Source organism: Litoreibacter sp. (assembly GCF_058136045.1).
This window is the reverse complement of sequence record NZ_JBYVDD010000003.1, coordinates 259,474-284,707: the sequence shown is the minus strand read 5'-3', so window position 1 is coordinate 284,707 and position 25,234 is coordinate 259,474. Positions and strand designations below refer to the sequence as shown.

The following is a 25,234-nucleotide window of genomic DNA, read 5'->3' as shown; positions in this document are numbered from 1 at the left end:
TGCAACGGGGTGATCGTGAGCGCGCACCCTAGAGCGCCATTGCGGCGATGGAAAGGCCAAGCCGCGGGTTTCACGGGGGTTAATAGCCAAACCCAAGGCTTGAGATGATGCCGCAATCATGCCACCACTGTAAGCGTGAATACCGCGACCTCAAACACGCCCAAGAAAGTCCCCTGTGATGAGCCTGACACCGATCACCGCCCCCTACCCGACTTCCCGACTGCGACGCCTGCGCCGCACACCCGCCTTGCGCGCCCTGATGGCGGAAAACACCTTAAGCGTGGATGATCTGATCTGGCCAATTTTTGTCATGGAGGGCGACAATGACGCCCATCCGATTGCCTCAATGCCCGGCGTATCGCGACTAACAATTGACCGCGCGGTCACGGCCGCCAAGCAGGCGTATAGCCTTGGCATTCCGGCAATTTGCATCTTTCCCTATGTTGACCCAGCCCGGAAAACTGAAAGCTGCGCGGAGGCATGGTCGCTGGACAACCTCTCCAATCGCGCCACGGCGGCGATCAAATCTGCGGTGCCTGAAATGGCAATCATGACCGACATCGCGCTCGATCCGTATAATATTAACGGCCATGATGGCTTTGTGCGTGACGGGATCATCGTCAACGACGAGACCGTTGACGCGCTGGTCAAAATGGCCCTCGCACAGGCAAAATCCGGTGCGGATATCCTTGGCCCATCCGATATGATGGACGGGCGCATCGGCGCGATGCGCGGCGCGCTGGAGGCTGACGGCTTCCAAGATGTGGCCATTCTCAGTTATTCGGCCAAATATGCCTCGGCGTTTTACGGCCCGTTCCGCGACGCGGTGGGCGCATCCGGCGTTTTCGTTGGCGACAAGAAAACCTATCAAATGAACCCCGCCAATTCTGATGAAGCCTTGCGTCTTGTTGCGCGCGATTTATCCGAGGGTGCGGATATGGTCATGGTCAAGCCGGGCTTGCCTTACCTAGACATTTGTCGCCGCGTGAAGGACCAGTTCGGCGTGCCGACCTACGCCTACCAAGTCTCCGGCGAATACGCGATGATCGCAGGCGCTGGCGCGAATGGCTGGATCAACGAAGAACAGGTGATGATGGAAAGCCTAATGGCCTTCAAGCGCGCGGGCTGCGACGGCATCTTGACCTATTACGCCCCACAAGCCGCCAAGCTGTTAAACACATGACCCTCGCGACAGGGCAGGTTTGGAGCTTTGAGGGAACCGATGACACCCCGCAATTGATCGTCACCATCGGGCACATTGATAGCGCCGCAGACTTGGGCGCGGATGCGGCCAATAGCGCGGTCATCTCTGTAACTTTAGCGCCCTCAAATGATGCCGAAGATGAGGGCTGGCCTCAGGTTGACCACGCGCCATTGTCCGCCGCCGCTTTCACGGGCGCTGAGCTGGTCATGGAGGGGGTCTCCACCACCGATGCTTTCACGCAAGGTTACAAAGCTTGGCGCGCGGTATTTGACGAGGGCAAAGCAGGCGTGTTCACGTTGTCCCCGCCACAGGCATACGCCGCAATTGTGGCCACCTATGCAGACGCCATACCGCCGGAGTAGGCAAAACCCCGCCACCGGCGTCACGCAATTCGCGTGACAACGCGGCCCAATCGGCGTATTTTATCCACAAGGCCCAGTTTCAGAGGCCATGAGCAGTATAAATATAGGCGGATTCCATGAGCATTCTAACTCGGCGCAATTTTCTTGCGACCTCCGGCAGCGCATCTTTGCTTGCGGCCTGTGGCAACGGTATAAATTCACAAGGCAGCGCTAAAATCGACGCCCGCGTCGATAGCGCCTTTGATTACCTTTATAACAATGTTGGCGGCACAACGGACCTCGCCAATAAGGCGTCGGGCATCTTGATGATGCCGCTGATCTCGGAAGCGGGCTTTGGCGTCGGCGGCTCTTATGGGCGCGGCGCGTTGCGGGTCAATGACACCACGGTGGATTACTACTCCACGGCTGCGGCGACATTCGGCTTCCAAATCGGCGCACAACAATATGCCCACGCGCTGTTCTTCATGACACAAGAAGCACTCAGTGATTTCCGCCGCGCGCCGGGCTGGACGGTCGGCGCCGACGCGCGCTACGCAGTGTCCAACGAGGGCGGCAACCTCGGTGTCGATACCACCACGGCGCTGACACCCGTGATTGCAGTGGTCTTCGGCCAAGCAGGCCTGATCGCAGGTGCCACAATCGAGGGCAACAAATACACGCGCATCATCCCCTAGACGCGCGCTTTCACCCTATCATTGTTCCTAAAATATCCCGGGGGCGCGGGGGCAGCGCCCCCGCTCTCTCAGCTAATATTAATCGAGTATCCGTATTTTGGGTTGATATGATCGCCCGACATGCTGAATCGAAATCGTAATTTGTGGTTGAAGTGTTAAACGGCAGTTATGCGCAGGTAGTGGCCTTTGCAAAGTCGAGCGAATGGCCCAAACTGGACTTTGGTGTATGTTGCAGCTAACGGCTGGTTTGAGCCCATTGCAGAAGTCTCGAATTTTCGCTGCACGCGCTCGCAGCACCGAAAATGCTGCACTGCCGACTAATTTTTGTTTGCAACGCGACGGAGATTGCAGCCATTCGAGCAGGCCGCAGAAAATCTAAAACCGCGAATTCACAGGTCGGGGGACTTAGTTGCCGTTCAGGCCACTCTCGTGAAGGGCTGCTTCAGATATTCTTCGTATCAATAGAATGCCTGTAGACAACAAATTCAGTGTTCGTGGCCACCTTATCGTAAAGGCTCATCGCGGTCTTATTTGATGAATGAGTATGCCAATAAACCCCGACAGTTCCCGCTTGCCTAGCTTGGCTGTAAAACGCTGCAATTAGTTTGCGCCCAATACCTTTTCCACGTAGCGTAGGTGTTGAAAAGACGTCCTGAAGATAGCAGGTGTTTTCTATCGTAATAGTGTTTCTGTGAAATACATAGTGAGCAAGGCCAACAAGCCGTCCTTCGTACTCGGCAACCAAACAATGCATGGGCTCGCTTGGTTCGAGAAATCTTCGCCAAGTGGACTGAACAACATTCTCTGAAAGTGCAGTCGGGCCAGCTCTTCCATAGAACTCATTGTACTGATCCCACAGCACTTGCCACTGGCCATGATCGGTTTCTAAAATATACCGAATGGCGACAGTGTTCTCCAAGTCGTTATTCCTTTTCCGAGAACGCTTTAGAAGCAGACCTTGCCGCATTGCAAAACGTTGTCACTAAGGGACTCTTCAGTGAATTTGCTGCGCGCTGCACGAACGGCTGCTACGCACTAACGTAGGATTTCACACTCTCCCGCAAACGACCCCGATATGGGGTAAAAATTAGGTAAGATATTATGCCCCATAGTGACGGTTATGTTGAATTATCTTGGCCTTTGTTGCGGCACGTAGCTCGGTTTCGGTGACACCATCAGCGACTTCAATGATTTTCAAGCCGCCTTCAACAATATCAAGAACGCCAAGATTGGTGATGATCCGATCTACTACAGATTTGCCGGTAAGAGGTAGAGTGCAAACAGGCAAAATTTTGCTGTCGCCGTGTTTGTTTGTATGATCCATAACCACCACCACACGCCCAACACCTGCAACTAAATCCATCGCCCCGCCCATGCCCTTAACCAGCTTGCCCGGAATCATCCAATTGGCCAAGTCGCCATTTTCAGCGACTTCCATCGCACCAAGGATCGCCATCGCAATTTTGCCGCCACGGATCATGCCAAAAGATGTAGCGCTATCGAAGTAGGCAGTTTGCGGTAGTTCTGTGATGGTTTGTTTTCCAGCATTGATTAGGTCAGCATCGATCTCATCTTCAGTTGGAAATGGACCCATACCGAGCATGCCGTTTTCTGACTGTAACGTTACCTCTACGCCTTCTGGAATGAAGTTGCTCACCAGAGTCGGAATGCCAATACCAAGATTTACATAAGTACCATCTTCGAGTTCAAGAGCTGCGCGCGCAGCCATTTGATTGCGATCCCACATTGCCTAAGCCTCCCGCGTTGTACGTTGTTCGATACGTTTTTCATGATTGCCCTGAATAAGACGGTGCACATAAATCCCCGGCAGATGGATCAGATCAGGATCAAGACTGCCCGTGGGTACAATTTCCTCAACCTCCGCAATGCAAATCTTGCCACACATAGCGGCAGGAGGATTAAAGTTACGCGCCGTTTTACGAAATATCAGATTGCCAGTTTCATCTGCTTTCCATGCCTTCACAATGGCAAGATCGGCAACGATACCTTCTTCCATGATATAAGTTTCACCATTGAATTTTTTGTGCTCTTTGCCCTCGGCTATCACTGTGCCAACGCCCGTTTTGGTATAAAAACCGGGGATGCCAGCACCGCCAGCACGCATACGCTCGGCCAATGTACCTTGTGGGGTAAATTCAAGCTCCAACTCACCACTCAAATATTGGCGCATGAATTCAGCATTTTCGCCAACATAGGAAGAGATCATTTTCTTGACCTGCTTGGTCTGGAGCAAAATCCCGATACCAAAATCATCAACGCCCGCATTGTTAGAGGCAAATGTGAGGCCCTTGGTGCCAGCCCGCTTAATTGCCTCAATCAACAATTCGGGAATACCACAAAGGCCAAATCCACCCGCTGCGATTAACATCCCGTCACTCAAGACCCCCTCAAGAGCCTCGGTGGCGTTGGTGTATATTTTCCTCATTTTAAACCTTTATTGCTTTTGATGCATTTCCACGCTGCAGGGATAAGCATTGCGGCAAGTGACAATTTCAATAAGTCGCCAATGATGAATGGATACAGGCCCCAAGCCAAAATCGGTTTATCCCAGCCATAAAACACACCCAGCCAAAGCAATCCCGGGGCATATATTGCAATATTTCCAAGAAGCATGGCCCCAGCCATTTTGAGAGGCGAGCGATCCCAACCCTGACGGGCGAGCACGCCCATTATAAGGGTCGCAAAAACATAGCCAAGCAAATAGCCACCCGTTGCGCCCGACATGTATGCCAGCCCATATTCTTGCGCAGAGGAACTGGCAAAAACATTAAATCCTAATGCGCCGACGATGAGATAAGTTGCGATAGTCGCCAACCCCAAACGAGGACCATAAATAGCCCCGAGGCCAAGGACTGCAAAAGTACCCATTGTGATCGGAACGGGCCACATGGGGACAGAGATTTTGGCACAAACAACAAGAAGCAATACGCCTATAGTTATTAACGACATTTGCCGCAGGTGGGAGTAATCTTTCTCCTCCCAAATTGATTGCGCGAGTAATGAATTTACTGGTGTCATGTTCATGGGTCTAGCTCTCCGTCTTTTTACGCCAAGATGGCTCTTCTTTAGCAAAGAATGCAGCAATGCCTTCTTGCGTCTCAGATGTTTCCCAGCGATCGGCCAAAGCATTTGCTGTTAGGTCTGCCATTGCTGTGGGATGTCTACCTGCTAGCGTGCGGCACAATCGTTTAGCGTCACTTACAGCTCCAGGCGCGCATGCGAGAAAGGCAGAAACTTCTTCTTCAACAGTCTCGTCCAGCATGTCGTTAGTGCAGGATTTAGCCACGAGACCTGCGCGAATTAAAAACGCGGTATCAAAGGGTTTGGAGTTGAAAAACACCTGCCGTGCAAACGCCTCGCCCATGCGGCCAACAACAAATGGACCAATTGTTGCGGGGATTAAACCAAGGCGCGTTTCAGTAAGAGCAAAACGGCAATTGTCGGTAGCAATAACTATATCACAAACAGCAACGAGACCGATCCCGCCGCCATAAGCCGCACCATGTACCCGCCCGATCACAGGTTTTGCCAGCGCATTCCAAAGGCCAAGCATGGAGGCGAGGGCCTGTGCCCCTTCCATTTTTCCCGCGCGATCTTTGTCGGCTTGATCACGCATCCAACCCAGATCACCGCCCGCACAAAATATTTTTCCTTGCGCCGAAAGCACCACAACACGCACGCCATCATCGCCCTCAAGCTCTCGTGCAGCCTGCGCCAACTCGTCAATCATTTGCGCGTTCATCGCGTTATGCTTTTGTGGCCGCGCCAAGACGACAGACGCAACACCGCGTTGATCAATCTCAACATTTATCGTTTCATAAGACATAATTATTCCTCAAGCGGTGACTTAACGCACCCCAATTTCAGTGAGACATTTTTCCGCTGCGGCCAAAGCAACGCGGTCAATTCCCGTTTCAATACCTTCGTCAATCAGCATATTTACGAGCGATGACGTCGATACATTCCCTTTGGCACCCGGCGCATATGGGCAGCCGCCAAGGCCACCGATTGCGCTGTCAAAAGTCCTGACGCCCAAGGCAAGAGAGGCTTTGACATTATCAAGTGCATGATCGCCAGTATCATGAAAATGGCCTGCAAGATGTTTGGCAGGCACCGCATCACTCACGGCCTCAACCATCGTTTTGACCGTATCAGGTCGACCTGCCCCGATCGTGTCCCCGAGAGAGATTTCATAGCACCCCATGTCAAACAGAGCTTTGGCAACCTTTTGAACAATGTCCGGGTCGACGGCCCCATCATAGGGGCATTCTACGACGCAAGACACGTAGCCGCGAACGGGGATTGATGCGGCTTTGGCCGTGGCCATGACGGGTTCAAACCGCTCGAGGCTTTCCGCGATGGTGCAGTTGATGTTCTTCTGACTAAAGCCCTCAGAGGCGGAAGCAAATATTGCAACCTCATCGGCTTTGGCTTTGCGTGCGCCTTCAAGCCCCTTCAAGTTTGGGGTCAGGGCGGCGTACTCGACACCCTTGTTGCGCACTATTCCTGTAAGGACATCATGTGCATCGCGCAGTTGCGGCACCCACTTCGGGGAGACAAAGCTGGTGACCTCGATTTTACGCAGCCCACATAAAGACAGCAGATTGATGAGAGCGATCTTTTTGGCCGTCGAAATGATCTCTTTTTCATTTTGCAGCCCATCTCGCGGACCAACCTCATATACGAGAACTTGGTCGCTCATTCTGTATCTTCTTGAAATAAGATCAGGGTGGCACCGCCCTCAACAGTCTCGCCTTCCACACAGAATATTTCGGAAATCACCCCATCTCGTGGCGCGAGAAGGGCCGTTTCCATTTTCATGGCTTCCATTACGCCGAGCTTATCCCCCTCTTGCACGTTGTCTCCGACAGCGGCGGTGAGTTGTATCACAACCCCTGTCATAGGTGCGGTAACGGCATTGGCATGGCTGGTAGAACTTGCACTGCACGAGCGAGGGTCTTGGAAATACAAATCATGTGAAACGTCACCAGTGAGAACAGAAATCAGGCGCGCTCCGTTCAACTGATCCGTAATAACCTGCGCGTGAACAATGGCATTTGTAGCCCCTGTGCGCGCGCTAAATTGGGTGCCTTTAACTTGAATATCAGCAAGGGTGAGGCTGCCAGCATCCCAAGTTACGGTCACGGCCCCACCTTCATGAAGGCTTAGAGTGCCTTGAATGGCAGTGTCACCTGCATCCATTTCAAATTTATGATGGGCCTCCCCCCACAAGCGCCAGCCATTTGTGGAGGAGCCGGGAGTAATCCCAAGTGCCGCAAGCGCCCCGAATGCAACATGTGCATCCGTAGGTGGAATAGAGAGCGTCAAACTTTCCAAGTCACGTTCAATTAGCCCAGTATCAAATTGCCCCGCTTGAAAATCCTCATGCAAAGCAAGGTCAGCCAGAAAGCGGGCATTGGTAGCAGTGCCAGCAACATGGGTGCCTTGCAGTGCGGTGACCAGCGCGTCCAATGCGTCATCACGGCAGCTTGCATGGGTAATGACCTTAGCGATCATCGGATCATACCACGGGGTGATTTCATCGCCGGACCGAACGCCGGTGTCATTGCGCGCAGATGGATCAAATGACAGGTGGCGCAAAATTCCGGTTGCTGGCAAAAACCCTGTGGTCGGGTCTTCGGCATAAAGGCGCGCTTCAAAAGCGTGCCCATTTATCGAGATATCTTGCTGCTGCACAGGCAACTTCGCCCCTGCGGCAACATTTAGTTGCCATTCGACAAGGTCAACGCCTGTGATTGCTTCTGTCACGGGGTGCTCGACCTGAAGGCGGGTGTTCATTTCCATGAACCAAAACCCGTCATCGCGTAGTGGGCCAGACCCATCCACGATAAATTCGATAGTCCCTGCCCCGGAGTAATCAATCGCCTTTGCAGCCTTCACCGCAGCGTCGGTCATCGCGGCGCGAACCTCTGGTGTCATGCCGGGGGCTGGTGCTTCCTCTATTACTTTTTGGTGGCGACGTTGCAGTGAGCAATCGCGTTCAAATAAATGGACAACATTGCCGTGATTGTCGCCAAAAACTTGCACTTCGATATGGCGCGGCGAGGTGATAAATTTCTCGATTAAAACATGCGCGTCGCCAAAGGCATTTTGCCCCTCGCGCTGAGCGGAGAGCAATCCCTCTTGAAAATCAGCGGGTGCATCTACCTTGCGCATACCTTTGCCACCGCCACCGGCGCGGGCTTTAATCAGCACAGGATAGCCGATTTTATCAGCCTCCGCGGCAAGAAAATCTGGGTCTTGGTTGCTGCCTTGGTATCCGGGAACCACGGGAACACCAGCGTTCACCATTAGATCCTTGGCGGCATCTTTAAGGCCCATCGCACGAATGGCAGCAGCCGAAGGGCCGATAAATGCAAGGCCTGCGGCCTCGACCGCATCAACGAAGTCAGGGTTTTCAGACAAGAACCCATATCCGGGGTGAATTGCTTGCGCGCCGGTTGCCAGCGCCGCCTCGATGATTTTATCAGCTTTCAAGTAGCTTTCAGCCGCGGCTGAAGGGCCAATATGAACCGCTTCATCCGCGCCTGATACATGCAATGAATTTGCATCCGCGTCAGAATAGACCGCAACAGTGGCAACGCCTAGTTGTTTGGCTGTTTTGATAACACGGCAAGCAATTTCACCACGGTTTGCAATCAGAATTTTAGTAAATGGAGGTTTCATCATTACATCCTAAATAGGCCAAATTTTGTATCTTCAATCGGCGCATTAAGTGCCGCCTTGAGGCTGAGAGCGATCACATCGCGTGTCTTGCGTGGATCGATTATCCCGTCATCCCAAAGCCGTGCAGAGGCATATAAAGGTTGGGATTGCTCTTCGAACATCTCGATGGTTGGGCGCTTGAATTCATCCTCTTCTTCAGCCGACCAAGTCCCGCCGCGCTTCTCAATTCCTGCGCGCGTGACATCTGCCAGCACGCCAGAGGCTTGCGGCCCACCCATCACTGCAATGCGTGCATTCGGCCACATCCATAAAAACCGTGGGCTATAGGCTCGACCGCACATGCCGTAATTTCCAGCGCCATATGATCCGCCAATGATAATGGTGATTTTCGGAACAGAGGCGGTTGAGACGGCATTAACCAGCTTCGCGCCATCCTTGGCGATGCCTCCAGCCTCATACTTTGAGCCAACCATAAAGCCGGTGATGTTTTGTAAGAACAGGATTGGGATATTGCGCTGGCAACAGAGCTCAATAAAGTGCGCGCCTTTTTCAGAACTCTCAGAAAACAGGACGCCGTTATTGGCGATAATGCCAACCGGCATGCCTTCTACATGGGCGAACCCTGTGATCAGCGTTGCGCCATAGAGAGGTTTGAATTCGGCAAAATCGGATCCGTCAACAAGGCGCGCAATGATCTCGCGCACATCATAGGGCGTTTTCACGTCTGCAGGCACGATGCCCATAATATCAGACGCGGGATAGAGTGGGGCGCGAGGTGTTTTCAGTACCACGTTTGCTGCGGGTGCGGGCCCTAGGTGGCTGACAATCTCACGCGCGAGCGCGAGCGCGTGGTCATCATCATCTGCCAAATAATCGGCCACACCTGACAGGCGCGTATGTGTGTCGCCACCCCCAAGCGTTTCAGCGTCAATTTCCTCGCCGGTTGCAACCTTAACCAAAGGCGGCCCAGCTAGGAAAATTGTTCCCTGATTTTTAACAATAATGGTCTGGTCGCTCATCGCCGGGACATATGCACCGCCAGCAGTACACGATCCCATCACGACGGCAATCTGGGCAATGCCTTTGGCACTCATGCGCGCCTGATTGTAAAAGATGCGGCCGAAGTGATCGATATCAGGGAAAACTTCAGCTTGGTTGTTAAGGTTGGCGCCACCAGAGTCGACAAGGTACAGGCATGGAAGGTGGTTTTCCTCTGCAATCTTTTGTGCCCGCAGATGCTTTTTCACCGTCATTGGAAAATATGTGCCGCCTTTGACGGTCGCATCGTTGCACAAAATCATGCAGTCGCGGCCTTCAATCTGGCCAATGCCGGCGATAGCCCCAGCCGATGGAATAACATCGTCATAAAGACCAGAAGCCGCAAAAAGCCCAACTTCTAAAAATGGAGATCCAGGATCAAGCAATCCAGCTACTCTATCGCGAGGGAGTAGTTTTCCGCGTGCAATGTGGCGCGCTCTTGATGCCTCTGGTCCACCTAACAGGATTTGAGCCGCCTTTTCGGCAATTGCTTCGTTTTGTAGCTCCATTGCATCCCGATTTGTGGAAAAATCGGGGGAGGATGTTGTAATATTGCTCTGCAATATCGCCATTATTATTCTCCGTAGTTTATTTGTGTGGCGCCTGATTTCTCAAGGCGTCCATCGGCGGTTTATGTGGTGCTTTCGCGCTACTTGAGCATGAGTGCTGGAAGCCAAAGCGTTATTTGGGGGAACAGAATAAGGATAATCAGAACAAGGATTTCCATTGCAAGGAATGGTAATATGCCTCTGAAAATTGTGCCGAGTTTCACGCCTGTCTGTGCGGCAGCGACGTAAGCGTTGAGACCTAAGGGCGGTGTCAGCAGGCCTATCTCCACTGTCTTTGTCACCACGATACCAAACCAGATTGGGTTATAATCGAGCGCCATTGCTGTCGGAAATGCGAGAGGCATTGCAAGCGAAAGGATCGCCAACTGATCCATAAACATGCCCATAACCAACAAGGATACAATTATAATACCGAGGATCACTTCGCGCGGCATATCGGTTTGTGCCACAAACTCCATCAGGCTGTGGGTGATGCGTGTAAAGGCAAGAAAGTTTGAGAAAATTGCGGAACAAGCCACGATGGCTACAATCATCACTGTTGCTTTGATCGCGCGGCTGACAGAATGGTTGAACGCTGAAAACTTTAGGGTTCTTTGAAAAATGACAATGGCCAGCGCGCCCATGACACCTAAAGCAGCGGACTCGGATGGTGAGGCTATCCCGCCATAGATTGCGCCAATAACGCAGATAATGAGCAACGCCATTGGAAACACATGCCGTGTCTCGATTACCGCTTTTTTGAAAACAAACGGGTCGCCTTTGGGGGCCTGATCGGTTGTTCTTGCGATAATTGAAATGACCACAGCCAAGCCACAAGCAGTAAGCAATCCGGGGATAACTCCTGCGATGAATAGCTTGCCGATTGAGGTTTCGGTTAGCACGCCATAGACGACGAGAACGATTGAGGGGGGTACGACCACCGCAAGAGTGCCCCCTACGCTGACAACGGCTGCGGCCAATCGCTCAGAGTATTTGTGTTTGATCATTTCCGGGAACGCGGAAGAGGCCATTGCAGCGGTAGAGGCGGTTGAGCTGCCAACAAGTGCGGCCAAAATAACAGAGGCGGCGACAGTCGCCATCGCAAGGCCACCTTTTACATGCCCAACCCAAGCCTGACAGGCATATACGGCGCGCCGTGTTACATCCCCGGCCGTCAGAATTTCAGCCATCAAGATAAACAGCGGAATAGCCACGAGAATGAATGAAGATGACGAGTCGAAAAATGTGCGCTCTAATACTGCAAATGCTGGGCGCCAGCCAAGCTGGGTTGCAAGACCGATGAACCCTGTAAGCCCCATTGCAAATGCAATCGGCATGCGAAAAATCATAAACAATGCAAGAAGGGCAAGTATGGCAAAGAAAGTAAGCATTGAAGTCCCCGCGTTTTAAGCAGGGCGACCTTGATTGGTCGCCCTGTTGGGTTAGGTTTTGTGCAATTTATTGCGAGGTTAATTCACGATATTTCGCGATAACGCCTTCGGCATGGTCACCACCGATACGCTCCACCCAATCGGCACTTACCAGACCAAGTGCGTCAACAACCTCTACAAGTTCTTCGTCGGTAAACTCATATGTATCGATGCCAGCAGTGGACCATTCTTTGACAAGATCAACAACAGATGCGTCTTGCGCTTGAGCAAGGTGCGTTGCAGTTTCAGCCCCCAAACGAACCATTTCAGCCTGAACATCGGCAGAAAGTGACTCATAAAGATCGGTTTTAACAACCATCACAAAGCTGAAGCCACCAAAAGAGCCGTTGGTTGAAATATGGCTGACAACTTCGTTCAATTTATAACCGGGAACAGAAGCCAGCGGGAATAGAACGGCATCAAGACGACCGCGTTCTACGGCTGTGTAGACTTCCGGTCCGGGGATCGAAATGCCAACACCACCCAAGGCGCGCGCGGTGAGCGCCTGTGTGGAGCCAGACGTCCGAATATCAAGCGCGTTCCAATCTTTTGGGCCACCAAGACGGGTTTTGGCCAAGACTTGATAGGGCGGCAACAGGAACCCGTAAATCGGCGTTACACCAGCCGCAAGAATCTCGTCCCGCAAGGGCCCTTCGCGCAACATTTCTTGCAGAGCAGTAGTTCCCGCAACCGCATTGCCCGAGAAGCCGGGCAAACCAACGACTGAATTCAACGGCAGTACTTCGCTATGATAGATTGCGCCAATCAGGGCCGCGTCAAGAATACCATTATTAACGGCGTCCAATTGCGCTTTAGACTTCGCTGCTTGTTGTGATGGAAAATGCTCAAACGTAATGGCCCCATCAGTTACTTTTTCAACAGCAGCCATCCATTTGGTTGTGCCTTCAAGCGAAACGATGTGGCTCGTGGATTGAAAATCCCCCAAACGCAATGTCTCTGCGCTCGCAGCGGTGCCACCGAACGCAACAACTCCGGCGATGACGGTAGATAAGATATTCATAATTTTCATTTTGATTTCCTCCCTAGAAACTAATGTTAATTGGTGATTGCTTCACCTTCGCGAGTTGCAAAAGCGTCGTGGATGAGCCGAAGCGTAAGAACGCCACAACCCAATGGAATTACGGCGTAGGCCAAGCTGAGAGGCCAATCGATTACACCGTATTGAACATCGCCGTTGATCAAGGCGCGCAAACAGAATTCACCCGACATGAAGGTCACGGCCGCAAAGAATGCCGCTGGTAGCAATAATCGTAACTTCGTGATTGCTGCGCCAATAAAACCGGGCAAGTACTCGGGGACAAACTCAAGTGCCAGATGGCCTCCGTCACGGAAAACTCGTGACAATGACAGCATTGCTAGGGCTGGCATTAAGTACAGTTCTGTAAGCTCAAACTGTATCTGAACCGGTCTGTTAAACAGTAGGCGTAGCAGAATATCAGCATTGATAAACGCAGCGACAGCCAAGAGGCTGAGGCACCCTCCAATGTGGAGGGTGTCCTCTATTTTTTCTAAGACTTTTCCAAAAACGTTCATGCCGACCTCCCCTTCGGTTAACGTATGAGCCTCTAGCGTTTAGGAAGCTCAACGATGGCAGTACCTTTTGCAGACAACTCGCCGTCTTGCTGAACAGCAAGCTGCTCAAGCTCAACCAGATGACGACCATCCTCGATGAATTTGCGTATCACTTTGCTGTTGATCAAGATGATATCGCCTTCTGGATTGTGACGGCGAACCTGACAGCTTGCCTTGCGCAAGAAACCATCATCGCCCATCCAGTTTGTAAGGTGATGTGTGAGCCACGATGTCCGCTCTGGCCCGTAATCATAGGCACCAGGAGCACCTACTTCGAGAGCAAATTCTTCTTCCCAATGCACACGCTCAGGACAGTCAGGAATACCAAAGCGGTTCTTGATACCGGCGCCTGGGTGTTTCTGTTGCAACTGCCAGGCAAGTTTATTAGCGCGAATGTACAAACCGCCCCAACCTTGAGCATATGCGACAAAACCCGTCACTGTCATTGGACCTTTGACCATTGTTGGGAGTTCATCGCCTTCAGATACATCATCCCAATAACGGGTTTCAGCGCCGCGAACTTCTTCAGTCGCATAGTGTTTTGTGAATTCGTCCAGCTCTTCTTGGGTGTAGACACGATTGCCCTCTTTACGGGCCTCAGTGTATTTTGTGCCGTTCTCGCGTGCTTCGTCACGGTCAGTACGGAAACACCAGCTGTCGGCTTCGGCAAGCATGTCACCGGTTTTTGCATCAAAGAAATCAACATGGTATGTTTGTTGAACAGCACGGCCAGCAAAACGTGTATCATGCTCTTCGAGATCTTTGAGGTAAGCTTCGGTGCGAATTTCCATGTTGCGTAGGATAGGTTTGTGCCAAGTCCAGTCAGCACCAGACCACATCGCATGAACGCCCGGAAGGCCACCAACATAGCCAGAAATGATCCGGCTGGTCGCAAACAAGAAGCTAGGCAAAGCAACTACATCACCGTATTTTGTAGTCTTCGCGTATTCAGGATCACACCACAGTGGGTTGTCATCGCCGATGCCGTGGGCATAGTGACGAATGTTATCGCGCGTCGCTTCATAGCACCATGGCTCGACAGTATTTTCAATTTTCACACCAATTCGCTGACGCAGGCTTTCAAGGCCTTCGGGCGTGATCTTAGGGAATGTTCTTTGTTCTGTAGTCGTCATTATCTTCTCCATTGGTGATCTTTGATCAGGGGCTTATTCAGCGCCTTCTAGTTTCTTGGCTTCATTGTCTCTTAGGATTTTGCGGTTCACTTTGCCGGCGGGTGTCTTAGGCAATTCAGTGACAAATTCGATTTTTCGAGGGTATTCGTGGCGGGCGAGACGTGCGCGCACGTGATCTTGTATCTCTTCGACCAGACCCGGCGTTTCTTTGGCTTTTAGAATGATATAAGCCTTCACAATCAGGCCGCGAATTTTATCAGGAGAGCCGATAACGGCACATTCAGACACGATGGGATGGCTAAGAATTGCGTCTTCAACCTCAATCGCACCAATGGTCCAGCCCGCGGAAATGATCACATCATCTGCTCGGCCACCGTGATAAAAATAACCATCTGCATCTACACGCCCAAGGTCTTTGGTTGGAAACCATTCGCCGCGTTTTTTGACCATCAACTCACCGATGGCCTCAGGCTTGGTTGGTGTTCCATCCGGGTTTTGCACTTGGACTTCGACGCCCGGAACCGCTTTGCCCATTGCGCCGTCGCGCACTTCCAAATCATCCGAGCCAGGGTAGTTGGAAATGATCACGCCGATTTCGGTGGTGCCATACATTGAGCGCACTTTGGTGCCGAACAGCTGCTCGATGTAGTTTGCGGTCTCTGAATCAATAGGCTCGCCTGTGAAGGTCAACTTATCGAAGGCATATTTGAATTCTTCGGCTTTGCCAGAGTTGCGCATCATACGGTAATGCGTCGCAGCGGCAGTCAGATTGGTGATTTTGAAATCTTGAAGTGCTTTTAGAAGCCGGACGGCGTCGAACTTGCCGCTAAAGGTTCCTGTAGAAACGCCCATCGCAAGCGGGGCGAATGTGCCGTGCCACAGCCCATGCCCCCATGCGGGGGACGACGGGCAGAAGAAACGGTCGCCGGGGCGTATGCCGGTCGCATAAAGTGCAGCAACCATCAGTGTGACTATGGATTGGTGGTTATGATGGACGGCTGCGGGCAGCAGACGTGTGGTTCCCGAAGTATACTGCAAGGCCGCGAGGTCATTTCCGCGGGTGTCCCACTCAAAATCCCGAGGGAATTTTGAAAGGCTGTCCAAGAAGAGCTGATCGACAACCGTTACGCTCAACGCCCCAGCTTCGATAGCATCTGATGCTTTTTCGGTGTTGGTGAAAAAGACCTTCGGATCGCAATCGCCGACCCGAAGTTTAATGCCATCCGGGCCAAAAAGCGTGAACATCGGCACTGCAACAGCACCCGCCTTTAAGGCGCCAAACATTGTGCAATAAAATGCGAGCGACGGCTCAAGCATAATCGCGACGCGGTCGCCTTTTTCAATGCCTTCAGATTTTAGATAATGCGCAACCTGCGACGAACGACGGCTAAGTTCTTCGAACGTTATAACTTCGTCGTGGCCATCAGCATGGGCAATGCGCAGCGCGACATTCTCGCCATCCACATGCCGATCAATGCACTCATGTGTGATGTTGAATTTCTCACGGGTACCATCAAACAAATCCCAAAGAGCATCTTTTGAGTAGTGTTTTTGCGCATCAGCATATGACGTGAATTGCGTCAGTAGGGTCATAACCGCTGTCCTCTCAAATTAATTACGAGGCAGTTAACCTTTGCCATCGTGTTCGTTGACAAGGGTAGAGAATACAGCAATCTATTGTCAATATGATTCCTTTGTTGTATATAGACAATGAAATTGGAGTTGTTGGAGATTGAAATGAACCATGAAAACGGAAAAACCCAAACTAAAAGGCCCGTGCCAGCTGTCACGCGTGCCCTTGCAATTATGAGGTTTCTGTCCCGATCACCTGACCCTGTTGGGGTAAACCCAATTGCGCGCAACTTGGATTTGGTTCCAAGCACATGCCTTCATATTTTGCGTGTTTTGCAAGATGAAGGGATCGTTGATTTTGATCCAAACACCAAAAGGTATTCGATGGGAATCGGCATTTTACCCCTCGCAAGGTCCGCGATGCAGCGGAATACTTTTTCCACATTGGTTCAGCCGCGCCTCGAAAAACTATCGAAGAGTTTTGACGTTACAAGCATCGCGACCCAGCTATTAGAGCCGGGGCAAATGGTGGTAATCGCATTGTCTCAATCCAGCCTTCCATTCCGGTTGCAGGTGGATTTAGGCAGCCGTTTCCCTGCTTTGATCAGTGCGACGGGACGTCTATTTGCGGCCTATAACGGGTTTTCAGATGAGCTTTTGAAAACGGAGTTTGATAAATTAATTTGGGACCACCCGCCAGAATTCAAGGCTTGGAAGGCCGAGGTGGATCAAGCCCGATCGCAAGGGTATGCCGTGGACCAAGGCGCTTACATTTCGGGGGTAACGGTCATCGCCGTTCCGGTTCTTGATGCAAGTGAAAAGATGGCACGCTCGCTTGTCGCTATCGGCATCTCAGAGCGGCTCAAGAACAAAGTGATCCCTAAACTCGCAAAGAAAATGATGCAGTTGAGGGATGAAATCGAGGCTATTTAGAGTGGAACAAGGAGATATATTTTGACACAGGCGAAACCGACACCCGCTGGCTGGCGAGAGCTAAAACTGGACGGCTTCATGAGGCACATTGGGCCACTTTTGAAGTCGACAAAACCGGAAGACCGTAGGGTATACGGCCTACAGATGGGAGAGAGACATAAAAATGGCCTTGGCCATATTCATGGTGGTGTGATTACCAGTTTCCTTGATCAGGTCATAGCCCTTGAAGCATGGGAAGCCGCTGATCGCCGCCCGACAGTAACTGTTCAAATGGATACGCGATTTTTAAGTGCCGCACATATTGGCGACCTTCTAGAAGCGCGCGCACAGGTTCGACATGCAACGCGCTCTATGATGTTTGTTGATGCAGATCTGTGCTGCGGTACGACTTCAATAGCTTGTGCAAGCGCAGTCATGAAAATCGTTAAGAGTACAGGATAAATCAGATGGTAAATACAAATCCCACAAGCCGCAAAGGCCCTCTTGCCGGTGTTAAAGTTCTTGATTTTTCACGCATTCTATCTGGCCCATACGCCAGTATGGTTCTGGCGGATCTTGGCGCAGAAATAATAAAAGTAGAGACGATTGGGACAGGGGATGAAACACGCAATTTCCCACCATTTCAAAATGGGATGAGCCATTATTATATTGCTCTAAATCGCAGTAAAAAAAGCATTAGCCTTGATTTGAAAACACCAGAAGGCGTGCAGATAGCCAAGCAGCTGGCAGATAAATGTGAAATTGTTCTTGAAAACTTTCGCCCCGGGGTAATGGACCGATTGGGGCTGGGATATGATACCTTGAAGGCTTCGAACGAAGGGCTGATATATTGCTCGATTACCGGATTTGGCAAGGATAGCCCCCACAGTGACAAACCGGCATTTGATATTGTCGCCCAAGCCCTATCTGGTGTCATGTATATGAACCGTGAACCCGACCAAGCCCCAAACAAATTAAGTTTGCCGCTGGGTGATATGGCAGGCAGCATATTTTCACTATTTGGCGTGCTTGCAGCGCTGCACGAACGCAATCAAACTGGGCAAGGTCGACATGTTGAAATTGCTATGCTGGACAGCCTGATTGCCCTACAAGGCTATCTTTCCCAAATTTATTTTGTGTCAGGTCAAGAGCCAAACCCAGTAGGCACCCGCCATCCAAGCATTGTCCCTTACGGGTCGTTTCCCACATCGGACGGGCATGTTATTGTGGCCTGTCTGACCGAAACTTTTTGGCATAATTTCGCACGTTGTCTGAATTTGGAGCGGTTGATCGAAGATCCACGGTTCGCACTTTATGAAAATCGGCTCGAAAATCGAGATGCGCTTGAACAAGAGGTTTTTGAGCGCATGAAGCAGGATACAACCGAGTATTGGCTTGATCGCCTAGCGACATTTGATGTGCCTAATGCACCGATCCTCAGCATTTCTGAGGCGCTTAATCAGCCACATGTGGCAGCTCATAATCTGATTGAGACGGTTGTCCATCCTCAAGTTGGTGAACTTAAACTCGTTCGAAGCCCAATGCTATTTGATGGTCAAGGGCCTGAGCCATCGAGCGCACCGGCTCTCTTGGGTGAAAATACCCGCGAAATACTCATGCGAGAGCTGGAATATGATCAAAGTACAATTGATGGTTTGCTTCTAAAAAAGATTGTTGGTGCGCAATAGGAAAATCCTGTCGTGTTTCTTTAAAGGCCAAATTGAGGGCCAATCACCTAAAAGGCGAAGTTTGATAGACCTAGGAGGCCTCTTGAATACCATGGTAAGATGCTCAGTTGCCTGCCAGTAGAGGGACCCGGGCAAGGGAAGTAAGCTCCTCGCCCAGTTATAATTTAGCCTTTGTCGTTACCGTCAGGGGCCCTATTAGGCTTAATCGGCCCGAAGCTGCGAAAACGGCCAACTCTAGGAACATTTAACAAACATCATGATTTAGAGCAATATTTGTGGAATTTGGCCATCATTTTACATCAAATTTTTGCGACTCTTAAGTATTTGAAATCATTGGTTCCGAAATGGCGATGTAAAATGGTAGGGATTTGCACCATATTTTACCATGGTCACGCTATGTTTCTCGAGTTGGCCGGAATCACACGTTCGGGCCAGTTGGGCCAGATAGCTCGAAAATGTTCTAAACTGGATAAGCGCGTGGCATCAGATCATAGGGATGTTTCCACCCATCCGTTGCCGCGATGCGATCTAACCAGGCGTTGATATTTGCATAGCTTCCTAAATTCTGTTCCAATTCATCGCCGTAATAGAGATAACCGCACAAAGAAATATCGGCGATTGAGAGTGTTGGTGTGGCAATAAAATCTCTGTCAGCCAGATGTTTTTCGACAATCTCAAGTGCGCTCTTTATCCTTCCGTGCAGATAGTTGGTCACTTCGTTGTCACCGGTTTTCATAAAATGCAGGGCAAACCTACGCGTTGCCATATAGCTGGTGAATTTATGATTATCGAATAATATCCAGCGCAAGATTTCGTATTCTTCTTGCTTGCTGGCAGGCCCAAACTGCCCAGCCTGTTCTGACAGATATTTTAGAATGACACCGGATTGCGATAATTTCAGATCATTGTGCACCAGCACTGGGACTTCTCCAAATTGATTGAAGTCTTGGCGAAATTTCGATGTTCCCATCTCACCATTAGGAAAATCGATTAAAATCGACGACCAGTCCAGACCACACAATTCGAGCATCAAGGCTGCCTTATAGGCATTACCGGATTCAGCTAAACAATGTAGTTGAAATTCGCTCATCTTCTTTTCTCCGGCTGACGGTGATTCATACGTTAGCCAGAGGCTTACTACGTTCGTAGTTTAAGAACTGGCCGTTTTCGGACCTGTGCGGCCTTGCTGTCTGGTGTCAGGTCAGGTGGATTGCTACGATCCTTGTCATGCTAGATTTTGATACATGTGAAGCTGCGCGACTAAGGCGCGATCCAAACTTTGATGGAAAGTTCTTTACCGCTGTTAAAACGACAAGAATCTACTGCCGTCCGGTCTGTCCCGCGAAACACTCGCTTACGAAAAATGTCAGCTACTACCCAACTGCTGCTGCGGCAGAGCGTGATGGGTATCGTCCTTGTCTACGTTGTCGTCCAGAGACTGCACCATTCGGCGCTGCGTGGAATGGAACAAAAACAACCGTTGAACGTGCCCTGCGATTGATCGAAGAGGGCGCACTGGACACGGGCAATGTCGAAGATCTCGCTGATCGGTTAGGGGTCGGTGCAAGACATCTATCTCGGCTTTTTGCAAAACATGTAGGGGCATCTCCGCTTCAAACGGCTCAAACCCTGCGTATTGGACGCGCCAAGAAGCTGCTGGACACCACGACACTTCCTATTACAGAAGTCGCTTTCCAAGCAGGTTTTGGCAGTGTGCGTCGCTTTAATGCAGCTTTTGCCAAACTCTATGGGCGCTCACCTTCCTGCATCCGCAGGGGAAAGCGGACTTTGACGGAAGCCAGTTAAGGGTCCGCTTCGTCCCCACTGCCGACCTTGATGCCGAGCGCGGCGAAAGCCCGCTCTCCGCCCTGTGTCAATTAGGGGAGTCCGCTTAAGACTGACAGCAACCACTCGGCTTCGCCCTGCGGCCTCCGAAACCAACAGGGCGCAGAGTTTTCAGGGCGGGCTGTCAAAGCCGGTACCAACCACAAAATACAGGCACCCTATTAATCCAACGCCCGCAGACGCTTGATCAGCGACGAGGTATCCCAACGTCCGCCGTCCATTTTCTGCACATCCTTATAAAACTGATCCACCAGCGCCGTTACCGGCAAGGACGCGCCATTCTCATCAGCCGTGTCCAAGCAGATCCCCAAATCCTTGCGCATCCAATCCACTGCAAACCCGTGATCGAACTCATCATCAACCATGGTGGCATAGCGGTTTGACATCTGCCATGACCCCGCCGCCCCTTGCGAGATCACCTCGACCACCGCCTTACCATCAAGCCCGGCCTTCTCGGCAAAATGCAACGCCTCGGACAACCCCTGCACCAAACCTGCAATGCAAATTTGATTAACCATCTTGGTCAACTGCCCTGCCCCGTTCTCTCCCAGCCGTTTGCAGGCTTTGGCATAGGCCTCAATAATCGGCTCCGCGCGCTCATAAGCGTCCAGATCGCCACCACACATGACACCCAGCTGACCATTCTCAGCCCCCGCCTGACCACCAGAGACCGGCGCATCAACAAACCCAATCTTCTGATCCGCTGCCACGCCATATAGCTCGCGCGTGACCTTGGCGGAAACGGTCGTGTGGTCCACGAAAATCGCCCCCTCCGACATCCCCGCAAAGGCACCATCATTGCCCAAACACACCGCCCGCAAATCATCGTCATTCCCGACACAAGCCATCACGAAATCAGCCCCCAGAGCCGCCTCACGCGGGGTCGGGGCAAAGCCACCACCATGCGCCTCGGCCCAAGCTTCGGCCTTGGCCGTGGTGCGGTTAAAAACAACGACCTCATGGCCCGCAGCACTTAAATGCCCTGCCATCGGATAGCCCATGACCCCCAACCCTAGAAAACTTACCTTTGCCATGTGTCGTGACCCCCTGTTTCAACTGTTTGATTATGCATGCTAACCGATGTAACGACGGGGGCTGAGGCGTCAAGAGTAAGCCCCTTCAAAAGGACGATTCTATGGGTACGGTTTTTAAATGGTCGTTGCGATTTCTCATGCTGCTTGCGGTGCTGGCGGGGCTGGCATTGGCTGTCGTCTACTACCTCGCGTCGCGCTCGCTGCCTGATTACAACGCCACCTTCACGGTCCCTGCCCTGTCGGGCGAGGTAGAGATCATCCGCAACAATTCCGGCGTCCCCCACATCTTTGCCGAGGCCGATGCAGACGTGTTCTACGGGCTAGGCTTCGCCCATGCACAAGACCGCTTGTGGCAAATGACCCTGCTGCGCCGCACCGCACAGGGCCGCCTTAGCGAATTATTCGGCCCCCGTACGCTGAGCGTGGACAAGCTGATCCGGCGACTGGATTTATACAGTTTGGCAAAACGCTCCGTCGCAGCTCAGGACGCCGAGACCATGGCCGCGCTGGAGGCTTATTCTGCGGGCGTCAACGCATGGCTGCGGATTATAAACCAGCAAGCCTTGGGTCGCGGGGCACCAGAATTCTTTGTTTTCGCACCAGAAATTGCACCATGGCAACCCGCCGACAGCATCGCAGTGATCAAAATCATGGGGCTGAAACTATCTGGGCATCTGGAAGAAGAGGTCATCCGCGCGCGCACATCCCTGCTTTTGCCCACGGACCGGGTCCGCGATCTGTTGCCCGATGCGCCCGGCAAAGGAATTGCCGCGCTGGACTATGCGGCGCTGATGCAGGGCCTTGGCCTGCCACGCTACGCAGCAAATACCTCTGGACCAAAGAACCCGCTATCCCCCTTCCCCGAGCGCGAACTGGCCGGAGCCTCGAATGCCTTCGCCGCCGCGCCAGAGCGCTCTGCGGCGGGGGGGACATTGCTGGCCAATGACCCACACCTTGGACTTTCCGCGCCGTCGATCTGGTATCTGGCCCGCTTGGAGTTGTCCTCGGGCGGCGTTATCGGGGCGACCATTCCGGGGATGCCTGTGGTGCTGGCAGGGCGCTCGAACAAAGTCGGCTGGGGGGTGACCTCGGCCTATGTGGACGATCAAGACCTCGTGATAGAGAAGCTAAACCCCGACAACCCAAACGAATACCTGACGCCTGACGGCTACAAACCATTCATCACACGCCAGTCGATCATCGAAATAAAAGACGCCCCCTCCGAGACCCTCACGCTGCGCTGGACTGACAACGGCCCGGTGCTGCCCGATACCCATTACAACCTTGGCACGATCACCCCCTTAGGCCATGAAGCGGCGCTAAGCTGGACCATGCTCACGGATAAGGACACATCGCTGCAAGCAAGCCTGAAAATGATGCAGGCGGGCAGTGCCGCCGAGGTCATCGCGGCAGGCGAAGGCTATGTGGCTCCGGCGCAAAACCTGACCATCGTAGATCAAGACGGCATCGCGTTTAAGACCATCGGGCATGTGCCACGTCGCGCACCGGGGCACCAGTCGCGCGGGCGTATCCCTGCGCCGGGATGGTTGGCACAAAACCGCTGGCAAGGGGTGATGCCCTATGCCTCGAACCCGGAATTCATCCGCCCCGCTGGCGGCATTTTGGGCAATACCAACAACAAAGTGGTCGAGCGCCCCTTCCCCGATCACGTCAGCTATACCTATGGCGACACGCAGCGCGTCGAGCGGTGGCGCAGGCTGATGTTGAACCGACAAGTCCACACCCGCGACAGTTTCGTCGAGGCGCAATTGGACACGGTTAGCTTCACCGCGCGCTCGCTTTTGCCACTGATTGCGGGGGATTTATGGTTCACCGGCGAAGCTGCGTCCGAAGGCACCCCAGAGCGCCAACGCCAACGCGCCCTCGCCCTGATGGCCGATTGGAATGGCGAGATGTCGGAGCATTTGCCCGAGCCGTTGATTTACGCAGCTTGGCTGCGCGCGCTACAATCGCGCCTGATCCGTGATGAGCTAGGCCCGTTGGAAAGCGAGTTCACCCATGTCGAGCCGCTGTTCATTGAACGGGTCTTTCGCAACGTAGATGGGGCCGCTGTCTGGTGTGACGTGCTGCAATCCGCCCCGACCGAGACCTGCACCGATATATCGCGGCGCGCGCTGGATGATGCGCTGGTTTGGCTGGGTGAAAAATATGGCCCCGCGTTGGAAAGCTGGCGTTGGGGCGATGCGCATGAGGCGACCCACGACCATCAGGTGCTGGGCACTATTCCACTGCTGTCAGCCTTCGTGAATATCCGCCAATCCACCTCTGGCGGCGATAACACACTGATGCGCGGGCGCACCTCGGGTAAGGGCGACGAGCCGTTTCAAAACGTGCACGCGGCTGGGTTTCGCGGGGTCTATGACTTCGGCGATCCCGATAGCTCGTTGTTTATTCTGTCCACGGGCCAATCCGGCCACCCGTTATCGCGCCACTACGATGACCTAGGCGTGCGTTGGCGGCGCGGGGAATACATCCCGATGTCGCTCGACCCGGACCTGGCGCGCGCTGGATCAGTCGGGACCATGACCTTGACGCCTCAGTAGCCTTGTAACGCCTTGAGTTGGCTACCTCGACCTCGAGCATCGCACCGAAGAGGACGTGTCGTAGCTTCCTCTCAGCCACGAGATCAAAGGCGCCGCCCTCCCATTGGGGCAATTTACCATAATCCGCTCTCTGGACACTCTTGTTCTTACCTCGCTGAGTTCCACCGAGCCATCAACGGAAGCCCCCAATCGAACCAACATGGCATTTGACGGCGCCGTCAACGTAGAGGTGCGGCCACGGCCAGCCGTCCTTTTGAAGCCCGGTATCAGATCTAGACCAGCATTGATGCGCCCGCCAAAACGGCCCGCAGCAAAAGCCGCCATGGACATGCTGTCCCCTCGTTTCCACCTACTGATGGCTGGTGGCATATAGGTCCTGGTCACAGGTATGGTGCCGGTCATGTTGATTGCCGCAGCACCAAACCATGATGACAGACCTGACAAAGCACTGGTTGCCCCTAAAGTCGGTTCATTCTCTTTGCTTTGGGTAATGCGAAAGATTGAAGTCGGCTGCCCAAGCGAGGCGGTGAACTGTCTAAGCGTACTCCTTGCTTGCGTTGGAAAAACAAGCGGAATGTCAGCAGGTGGGTTCGTCGTAAACGCCTGCACCACCCCGCTGTCACGCGCCTCGAGAGATATCGCGGCATGATCAAATCTCATGCTGTTTACAGGGTCTTCATCGGGATGATCATCGCGGGTGTAGGGGATCGTAATCCCCTGCCAGATGTGAATGACTAAAGTATCAACCATTGTTAACTTCCTATAAAATAAATATTATCCGAACATCAACTAGCGCCTAAAAAACGGCCTATTTTTAAGTGTAAAATATCCAGCAATCATACATGGAACGCATGTTTACTCAAGTTTATTGGCGTGAGGAAACGAGTGAAGTCCAAGGTGCCAATTGCACCTCGCTAAACCTGTAGATC

Annotated in this window: 24 protein-coding genes; 8 read left to right on the top strand and 16 right to left on the bottom strand. The window is 52.4% G+C overall.

Annotated features, from left to right (window positions below):
* The first annotated feature begins 184 nt into the window (after window positions 1-184).
* The 3 genes from hemB to AC3Y7R_RS02730 all read left to right on the top strand — a co-directional run bounded on the left by hemB (window position 185) and on the right by AC3Y7R_RS02730 (window position 2,240).
* A complete protein-coding gene (hemB, locus tag AC3Y7R_RS02740; RefSeq protein ID WP_490040968.1) occupies window positions 185-1,183 on the top strand; it encodes a porphobilinogen synthase in 999 nt (332 codons plus the stop codon).
* Complete coding sequence (locus AC3Y7R_RS02735; protein ID WP_490040472.1) at window positions 1,180-1,566, top strand: hypothetical protein; 387 nt, start codon at window positions 1,180-1,182, stop codon at window positions 1,564-1,566. The genes hemB and AC3Y7R_RS02735 overlap by 4 nt, the downstream gene beginning before the upstream one ends.
* Before the next feature lie 116 nt (window positions 1,567-1,682).
* A complete protein-coding gene (locus AC3Y7R_RS02730; RefSeq protein ID WP_490040471.1) occupies window positions 1,683-2,240 on the top strand; it encodes a lipid-binding SYLF domain-containing protein in 558 nt (185 codons plus the stop codon).
* Window positions 2,241-2,682: 442 nt separating this feature from the next.
* Here AC3Y7R_RS02730 and AC3Y7R_RS02725 read toward each other — a convergent pair whose 3' ends face one another.
* From AC3Y7R_RS02725 to AC3Y7R_RS02665, 13 genes are all read right to left on the bottom strand, one after another.
* Window positions 2,683-3,159, bottom strand: a complete 477-nt coding sequence (locus AC3Y7R_RS02725) for a GNAT family N-acetyltransferase (protein ID WP_490040470.1) — start codon at window positions 3,157-3,159, stop codon at window positions 2,683-2,685.
* Window positions 3,160-3,339: 180 nt separating this feature from the next.
* Window positions 3,340-3,987, bottom strand: coding sequence for a 3-oxoacid CoA-transferase subunit B (locus AC3Y7R_RS02720; RefSeq protein ID WP_490040469.1), 648 nt, complete (start codon window positions 3,985-3,987; stop codon window positions 3,340-3,342).
* A 3-nt stretch (window positions 3,988-3,990) separates the two neighbouring features.
* Window positions 3,991-4,686 (bottom strand): CoA transferase subunit A, encoded by a 696-nt coding sequence (locus tag AC3Y7R_RS02715; RefSeq protein ID WP_490040468.1) that lies wholly within the window; start codon window positions 4,684-4,686, stop codon window positions 3,991-3,993.
* Window positions 4,683-5,285 carry a biotin transporter BioY gene (locus AC3Y7R_RS02710; RefSeq protein ID WP_490040467.1) on the bottom strand — a complete coding sequence of 201 codons (603 nt, stop codon included), beginning with the start codon at window positions 5,283-5,285 and terminating at the stop codon, window positions 4,683-4,685. The genes AC3Y7R_RS02715 and AC3Y7R_RS02710 overlap by 4 nt, the downstream gene beginning before the upstream one ends.
* Before the next feature lie 4 nt (window positions 5,286-5,289).
* Window positions 5,290-6,087, bottom strand: a complete 798-nt coding sequence (locus tag AC3Y7R_RS02705) for a crotonase/enoyl-CoA hydratase family protein (RefSeq protein ID WP_490040466.1) — start codon at window positions 6,085-6,087, stop codon at window positions 5,290-5,292.
* Between the two features lie 21 nt (window positions 6,088-6,108).
* Window positions 6,109-6,963 (bottom strand): hydroxymethylglutaryl-CoA lyase, encoded by an 855-nt coding sequence (locus AC3Y7R_RS02700; RefSeq protein ID WP_490040465.1) that lies wholly within the window; start codon window positions 6,961-6,963, stop codon window positions 6,109-6,111.
* A complete protein-coding gene (locus AC3Y7R_RS02695; protein ID WP_490040464.1) occupies window positions 6,960-8,948 on the bottom strand; it encodes an acetyl/propionyl/methylcrotonyl-CoA carboxylase subunit alpha in 1,989 nt (662 codons plus the stop codon). The genes AC3Y7R_RS02700 and AC3Y7R_RS02695 overlap by 4 nt, the downstream gene beginning before the upstream one ends.
* A gap of 2 nt (window positions 8,949-8,950) precedes the next feature.
* Window positions 8,951-10,558, bottom strand: coding sequence for a carboxyl transferase domain-containing protein (locus tag AC3Y7R_RS02690; RefSeq protein ID WP_490040463.1), 1,608 nt, complete (start codon window positions 10,556-10,558; stop codon window positions 8,951-8,953).
* A gap of 77 nt (window positions 10,559-10,635) precedes the next feature.
* Window positions 10,636-11,925: a TRAP transporter large permease gene (locus tag AC3Y7R_RS02685; RefSeq protein WP_490040462.1), complete on the bottom strand. Its 1,290-nt coding sequence runs from the start codon at window positions 11,923-11,925 to the stop codon at window positions 10,636-10,638.
* A gap of 67 nt (window positions 11,926-11,992) precedes the next feature.
* Window positions 11,993-12,994, bottom strand: a complete 1,002-nt coding sequence (locus AC3Y7R_RS02680) for a TRAP transporter substrate-binding protein (protein ID WP_490040461.1) — start codon at window positions 12,992-12,994, stop codon at window positions 11,993-11,995.
* A 26-nt stretch (window positions 12,995-13,020) separates the two neighbouring features.
* Window positions 13,021-13,518 (bottom strand): TRAP transporter small permease, encoded by a 498-nt coding sequence (locus AC3Y7R_RS02675; protein WP_490040460.1) that lies wholly within the window; start codon window positions 13,516-13,518, stop codon window positions 13,021-13,023.
* A 32-nt stretch (window positions 13,519-13,550) separates the two neighbouring features.
* A complete protein-coding gene (locus AC3Y7R_RS02670; RefSeq protein WP_490040459.1) occupies window positions 13,551-14,690 on the bottom strand; it encodes an FAS1-like dehydratase domain-containing protein in 1,140 nt (379 codons plus the stop codon).
* 33 nt (window positions 14,691-14,723) lie between these two features.
* On the bottom strand, window positions 14,724-16,283 hold the full coding sequence (locus AC3Y7R_RS02665; RefSeq protein WP_490040458.1) for an acetate--CoA ligase: 1,560 nt from the start codon (window positions 16,281-16,283) through the stop codon (window positions 14,724-14,726).
* 117 nt (window positions 16,284-16,400) lie between these two features.
* On the opposite strand from AC3Y7R_RS02665, the gene AC3Y7R_RS02660 reads away from it, so the two are divergent.
* Genes AC3Y7R_RS02660 through AC3Y7R_RS02650 form a run of 3 tightly spaced genes read left to right on the top strand, consistent with a single transcriptional unit; the run spans window position 16,401 to window position 18,862 of the window.
* Window positions 16,401-17,195: an IclR family transcriptional regulator gene (locus AC3Y7R_RS02660; protein ID WP_490040457.1), complete on the top strand. Its 795-nt coding sequence runs from the start codon at window positions 16,401-16,403 to the stop codon at window positions 17,193-17,195.
* A gap of 21 nt (window positions 17,196-17,216) precedes the next feature.
* Window positions 17,217-17,636, top strand: a complete 420-nt coding sequence (locus AC3Y7R_RS02655) for a PaaI family thioesterase (protein WP_490040456.1) — start codon at window positions 17,217-17,219, stop codon at window positions 17,634-17,636.
* A gap of 5 nt (window positions 17,637-17,641) precedes the next feature.
* Window positions 17,642-18,862: a CaiB/BaiF CoA transferase family protein gene (locus tag AC3Y7R_RS02650; protein WP_490040455.1), complete on the top strand. Its 1,221-nt coding sequence runs from the start codon at window positions 17,642-17,644 to the stop codon at window positions 18,860-18,862.
* A gap of 460 nt (window positions 18,863-19,322) precedes the next feature.
* Here the strand turns inward: AC3Y7R_RS02650 and AC3Y7R_RS02645 are convergent, their stop codons facing one another.
* Entirely contained in the window at window positions 19,323-19,952 is a 630-nt protein-coding gene (locus tag AC3Y7R_RS02645) for a glutathione S-transferase family protein (protein ID WP_490040454.1), read from the bottom strand.
* A 137-nt stretch (window positions 19,953-20,089) separates the two neighbouring features.
* Between AC3Y7R_RS02645 and AC3Y7R_RS02640 the strand changes: the two genes are divergently transcribed.
* Window positions 20,090-20,668, top strand: coding sequence for a bifunctional transcriptional activator/DNA repair enzyme AdaA (locus AC3Y7R_RS02640; protein WP_490040453.1), 579 nt, complete (start codon window positions 20,090-20,092; stop codon window positions 20,666-20,668).
* 200 nt (window positions 20,669-20,868) lie between these two features.
* Here the strand turns inward: AC3Y7R_RS02640 and AC3Y7R_RS02635 are convergent, their stop codons facing one another.
* Window positions 20,869-21,741, bottom strand: a complete 873-nt coding sequence (locus tag AC3Y7R_RS02635) for an NAD(P)-dependent oxidoreductase (RefSeq protein WP_490040452.1) — start codon at window positions 21,739-21,741, stop codon at window positions 20,869-20,871.
* Between the two features lie 101 nt (window positions 21,742-21,842).
* On the opposite strand from AC3Y7R_RS02635, the gene AC3Y7R_RS02630 reads away from it, so the two are divergent.
* Window positions 21,843-24,305 carry a penicillin acylase family protein gene (locus tag AC3Y7R_RS02630; protein ID WP_490040451.1) on the top strand — a complete coding sequence of 821 codons (2,463 nt, stop codon included), beginning with the start codon at window positions 21,843-21,845 and terminating at the stop codon, window positions 24,303-24,305.
* A 21-nt stretch (window positions 24,306-24,326) separates the two neighbouring features.
* On the opposite strand, the gene AC3Y7R_RS02625 is transcribed toward AC3Y7R_RS02630, so the two are convergent.
* Window positions 24,327-25,055 (bottom strand): hypothetical protein, encoded by a 729-nt coding sequence (locus AC3Y7R_RS02625; protein WP_490040450.1) that lies wholly within the window; start codon window positions 25,053-25,055, stop codon window positions 24,327-24,329.
* Window positions 25,056-25,234 lie beyond the last annotated feature (179 nt).